Below are 4,968 nucleotides of genomic sequence, written 5' to 3'. Positions count from 1 at the left end.
TCCGTGGCGCGGACCAGGGCCAGCAGGTCGAGCTGGTGGCGGATGTCGAGGTGGTTGGTCGGCTCGTCGAGGACCAGTACACCGGGTTCCTGGGCCAGGGCCCGCGCGATCTGCACCCGCTGCCGCTCGCCGCCGGACAGCGTCGCGTACCGCTGGTCCAGGCGGTCGCCGAGGCCGGTCGTGGCCGCCGCGCGCCGCACCACCCCGTCGTCCCCGGGACCCGGACCCGACCAGGCCGCGCGATGGGGGATGCGGCCGAGTTCGATGACCTCCCGGACCGTGGGGTTCTGGTCGGTGGTCGCCTCCTGCGCCACCAGGGCCACGCGCCGGGACAGGCGTTTGCGGGGGATCGACCGGATGTCCGTGCCGTCGAGGTGCACCGATCCGGTATCGGGCCGGAGCAGGCCCGTCAGGATGCGCAGGAGCGTCGACTTGCCGGACCCGTTCGGCCCCAGCACCCCGACCATCGTGCCGGGGGCGGGAGCTACGGTGACGTCGTCGAGGATGGTCCGGCCGCGCACGGACCACGAGACACAGCGCGCCTCGAGCGTCGACGGGGCGGCGGTCATCGGCCGTGTCCCCGTCGCAGGAGGAGCCCGACGAAGGCCGGGACGCCGATGAGTGCGGTCGCCACCCCGATCGGCAACTCCTGGGGCGCGATCACGGTGCGGGAGACGGCGTCGATCCACACGACGAACACGGCGCTCATCAGCGCCGCGGTCGGGACGAGGACCCGGTGCCGGCCCCCGACCAGGGCCCGCGCGGCGTGCGGCAGCACCAGACCCACGAAGCCGATCGCCCCGCAGGTGCTCACGATGACGGCCGTGACGAGCGCCGTCACCACCATGAGCACCAGCCGCGTGCGGGCCACGTTGACGCCGAGGGCGGCCGCGGCGTCCTGGCCGAAGGTGAACGCGTCGAGGCTGGAGGTGTGCAGCAGGCACGCCACCAGCCCGAGCAGGACCACGACGCCGCACACCGCCACGTCCGACCAGCGGACGGACGCCAGCGAGCCCAGCAGCCAGAACAGCACGCCGCGGGTCTGCTCGGCGTCGGCGGCGATGTAGACGACGAACGAGGTCACCGCGGAGAACAGCTGAGTCGCCGCGACCCCCGCCAGCACCACCCGGTCGGTGGTGCCGCCGGACGCGAAGGCCAGGACCAGGACGAAGCCGAACGCGGCGAGCGCTCCGACGAACGCCCCCGTGGTGAGCCCGACCGCGCCCGCGCCGACCCCGAGCACCACCACGAGGACCGCCCCGGTCGAGGCGCCGGAGGAGATGCCGAGGATGTACGGGTCGGCCAGGGGGTTGCGCAGCAGCGACTGCAGGATGACGCCGCACAATGCGAGCCCCGCCCCGGCCAGGGCCGCCATGAGGGTGCGCGGAAGCCGCAGGTTCCAGATGATCCCCTCCTGGATCCGCGTGAGCCCGGAGTCGGAACCGGTGAGGCGGGCCAGGGCGGACTGGACGACGTCGGTGGCGGTGAGTCCGGACGGGCCGATGGTGATGACGAGCGCCGTCGACACCGCCAGCAGCCCCAGGCCACCGAGCCATAGGGTGACCAGTGCGGACGGTCGCCGCAGAGCCGGCCGCCGGCGCGGTGGCGCCGGGACCACCGGGGCGGTGGTCCTCTCGGGTGCGAGGGTCATCGGGTCAGTTGGCCGGGTCCGGGGCGCCGACCGGGCCCGGCTCGGCGAGTCCCAGCTCGGTGAGCCCCGCCGCGACGGTCTCCACCCCGTAGATCGTGCGCAGCGACGGGTTCATCTCGGCACCGGTGATGTCGATGAACCGCTTCTCCCGGACCGCCGCCATCTCCCGGGTGACGGGGTTGGACTCGAGGTAGGCGATCTTGGCCCCCGCGGTCTCGGCGGTCTGGCTCTTGCGGGTCAGGTCGCCCACGACGATCACGTCCGGGTCGCGCTCGGCCACGACCTCCCAGCTGATCTGCGGCCACTCCTGGGTGGTGTCGTCGAAGACGTTCTCCAGGCCCAGGGTGGTCGAGATGAGGCCGGGGGCACCGCAGCAGCCGGCCAGGTACGGGGACTCGGAGTTGGCGAACCAGTACATCGCGGAGATCCCGCGGGCGTCGACGCTCTCGACGGCCTCGTCGAGCCGGCGCTGCAGGTCCGCCACCAGCTCGTCACCGGCCTGCTCCACGTCGAAGATCGTCGCGAGCTCGGTGATCTCGCGGTAGAGCAGGTCCGGGGTCAGTGGGGTCTCGCGGACGCCGTCCCCGGAGTCGGCGACCTTGCCCACACAGTCGGTGGGGGAGAGGTACGTACCCACGCCGAGTTCGTGGAACTGCTCGCGGGCGGCGACCCCGCCCTCGCCGAGGGTGCTGCCGAAGGAGGCGGTGACGAAGTCCGGCTCCACGTCCAGGACGGCCTCCATCGACGGCGCGTTGTCGGCCAGGCGGGGGACAGACCTGTTCACCTCGGAGAACTCGGGTAGGACCGGGTCTGTCCAGGTGGCGGTGCCGACCATCCGGTCGCCGAGGCCGAGGGCGTACAGGATCTCGGTGGAGCCCTGGTTGAGCGAGACGACCCGTTCGGGCGGGGCGTCGAGCTGCACCTGCTCCCCGCAGTTCTCGATCGGATCGGTGCCCGGGCCGGCGATCGCGGCCGGGTCGTGGGCGGTGCAGGAGGTCAGGGTGAGAAGGGTGACGCCGGCGAGGGCGACCAGGGTGGACGAACGCATGGGTGTGCTCCGAGGTCGCGGGCCTGGAACGCGAAGCCCGGTGATGACCTGGCGGTTGTCACCGCGAGGGCCAGCCGGTATTCGGACTCGGGATCACCTGGACGGAAGCGCCTTCCCAGACCGTGCGGCCCAGTGGCACCGTGCCCCGCCATCACCCTCACCGCTGCGCGTCAGCTCCGGATTCGCACCGGATTCCCGCGACCGATCGGTCTCGCTGGCGATCACAAGGTAACACGCGCTCCAGGGTCAGTACGCCAGCCCCATCCGCATCGCGCCCACCGCTTCTGACAGCGCCGAGCGCGCGAGCGGGGTGGCCCCGACGGCGTTGACGAACGGGTGGACCAGTGTCTCGTGGCGGCGCAGCGAGACCGGGACACCGGCATCGGCCATCTTCCGGGCGTAGGCCTCGCCCTCGTCGCGCAGCGGGTCGAACCCGCCCGTGGCCACGTGGGCGGGCGGCAGTCCCGAGAAGTCCTCCGCAAGCAGGGGGGAGGCGCGGGGGTCAAGCCGGTCCTCGTCGGACCGGATGTAGGTCTCCTCGTACCAGTCCATGTTGGCCCGGGTGAGGAAGAAGCCGTCGCCGAACAGCTCGTACGAGCGGGTCCGCGCGGACATGTTGGTGGCGGGGACGAACAGCAGTTGGAAGTCCGGCATCTTCTCTCCGGCGTCGCGCGTCTGCTGGCAGACCACCGCCGCCAGGTTGCCACCGGCGCTGTCACCGCCCACCGCGATGCGCGTCGGGTCCACGCCGAGTTCGTCGGCGTGGTCGCGGACGTACCGGAACGCGGCGATCGCGTCCTCGACCGCGGTGGGGAACCGGAACTCGGGTGCCAGCCGGTAGTCCACGCTGATCACCTTGAGCCGGCCCGTCTTGGCGATGTAGCGGCAGGTCGCGTCGTGCGAGTCGACGCTGCCGAGCACCCAGCCGCCGCCGTGGAAGAACACCAGTGCGGGCAGCGTCTCGTCACCGTGGACCGGCGAGTACAGGCGCGCGGGCAGGTCGGCCCGGTCCGGGTCGGTGCCGCCGAGCGGGAGGACGATGTCGGTGACGACGGCGAGGTCGATCTTCTTCCCCGAGACGGTGAACGCCGACCGCTCGACGGCCGAACGTGCCTTCTCGACGGTCAGATCCTCGTATTCGCCCTCGGACGTCATCGAGATGACCCGGAGCCCGGCCTGGAAGTGCGGGTCGAGGACCTGGCCGTCCATCCGTCGCGGGGTCCCGCCCACGAGTCGGAGTAGCGGGCCGGGCAGGCACCCGGCAGCGGTCATGACGGCTTTGGTCAGGCGATCCGGGATCGACGGGGAAAAGACTCGGTGGCCGGACATGGGAGAGCGCATGGCCACATTGTGACGCAGATCCCTGGGATGATCGGGGTAATCGGACGAAGGAGCTGATCATGCGTTCAGAACACGAGAGCGTGGTGCGGGTCGAGGGCCTGGTCAAGACCTTCGGCCGCGCCCGGGCCCTGGATGAGCTGGACCTGGACGTGCGCCGCGGCGAGGTCCACGGGTTCCTCGGACCCAACGGGTCGGGCAAGTCCACCACCATCCGGATCCTGCTCGGGCTCATGCGCGCCGACTCCGGGCGGGCGACGGTGTTCGGCGGCGACCCGTGGCGCGACGCGGTCGAACTCCACGCCCGGCTCGCCTACGTCCCCGGCGAGGTGACCCTGTGGCCGCGGCTGACGGGCGGCCAGTGCATCGACCTGCTCGGCCGGGCGCTCGGGGGACTGGACCCGGGCCGTCGGGACGAGCTGATCGAACGTTTCCGGTTGGACCCGACCAAACGCACACGTGACTACTCCAAGGGCAACCGACAGAAGGTGTCGCTGATCGCCGCGCTGGCCTCCGACGCCGAACTGCTCGTGCTGGACGAGCCCACGTCCGGCCTGGACCCGCTCATGGAGCAGACGTTCCAGGAGTGCGTCCGCGAGGCCGTCGATGGCGGCGCCACCGTGCTGCTGTCCAGCCACATCATGGGCGAGGTCGAGACCCTTGCCGACCGCGTGAGCATCATCCGCGACGGCCGCACCGTCACCTCGGGGACGCTGGCCGATCTGCGGCGTCACACGACGACCGAGGTCCACGCCGTCACCGACGCCGATCCGGGTTCACTCGGGCGCGTGACGGGGGTCGACGGCCTGCGGATCGAGAAGGCCGCCGACGGTCGGTTCGAGGTCCGCTGCCACGTGCCGGCCCCTAGGCTCGGCGAGGTCACCGGCCTCCTTCACGCGGCCGGCATCCACACGCTCACCGCGAGCCCCCC

5 protein-coding genes and 1 riboswitch are annotated in these 4,968 nt (G+C 71.8%); of the genes, 1 reads left to right on the top strand and 4 read right to left on the bottom strand.

Annotated elements, in window-relative coordinates; all coding sequences use genetic code 11:
- The 4 genes from G6024_RS10860 to G6024_RS10845 form a co-directional block, all read right to left on the bottom strand.
- Positions 1–569: ABC transporter ATP-binding protein (locus G6024_RS10860; RefSeq protein WP_159148690.1), on the bottom strand; the 569-nt coding region annotated here is incomplete at its 3' end.
- Positions 566–1,651: a FecCD family ABC transporter permease gene (locus G6024_RS10855; protein ID WP_159148689.1), complete on the bottom strand. Its 1,086-nt coding sequence runs from the start codon at positions 1,649–1,651 to the stop codon at positions 566–568. The genes G6024_RS10860 and G6024_RS10855, both read right to left, overlap by 4 nt.
- Before the next feature lie 4 nt (positions 1,652–1,655).
- Positions 1,656–2,699 carry an ABC transporter substrate-binding protein gene (locus tag G6024_RS10850; RefSeq protein WP_159148688.1) on the bottom strand — a complete coding sequence of 348 codons (1,044 nt, stop codon included), beginning with the start codon at positions 2,697–2,699 and terminating at the stop codon, positions 1,656–1,658.
- 55 nt (positions 2,700–2,754) lie between these two features.
- Positions 2,755–2,933, bottom strand: a riboswitch (cobalamin riboswitch).
- Positions 2,934–2,945: 12 nt separating this feature from the next.
- Positions 2,946–4,040, bottom strand: a complete 1,095-nt coding sequence (locus G6024_RS10845) for an alpha/beta hydrolase (protein WP_235027867.1) — start codon at positions 4,038–4,040, stop codon at positions 2,946–2,948.
- A 59-nt stretch (positions 4,041–4,099) separates the two neighbouring features.
- Between G6024_RS10845 and G6024_RS10840 the strand changes: the two genes are divergently transcribed.
- Positions 4,100–4,968, top strand: an 869-nt coding sequence (locus G6024_RS10840) for an ABC transporter ATP-binding protein (protein ID WP_159148687.1), incomplete at its 3' end; no start/stop codon positions are given.

It is taken from the genome of Dietzia maris (assembly GCF_014144855.1).
GTDB classification, from domain to species: Bacteria; Actinomycetota; Actinomycetes; order Mycobacteriales; family Mycobacteriaceae; genus Dietzia; species Dietzia kunjamensis.
This window is presented reverse-complemented; position numbering and strand designations above follow the sequence as displayed.

What these genes read in the sequence shown, in the direction of transcription:
- G6024_RS10845 (WP_235027867.1), bottom strand. Translation starts at nt 4,040, where the DNA reads ATGCGCTCTCCCATGTCCGGCCACCGAGTCTTTTCCCCGTCGATCCCG.
- G6024_RS10855 (WP_159148689.1), bottom strand. Translation starts at nt 1,651, where the DNA reads ATGACCCTCGCACCCGAGAGGACCACCGCCCCGGTGGTCCCGGCGCCA.
- G6024_RS10850 (WP_159148688.1), bottom strand. Translation starts at nt 2,699, where the DNA reads ATGCGTTCGTCCACCCTGGTCGCCCTCGCCGGCGTCACCCTTCTCACC.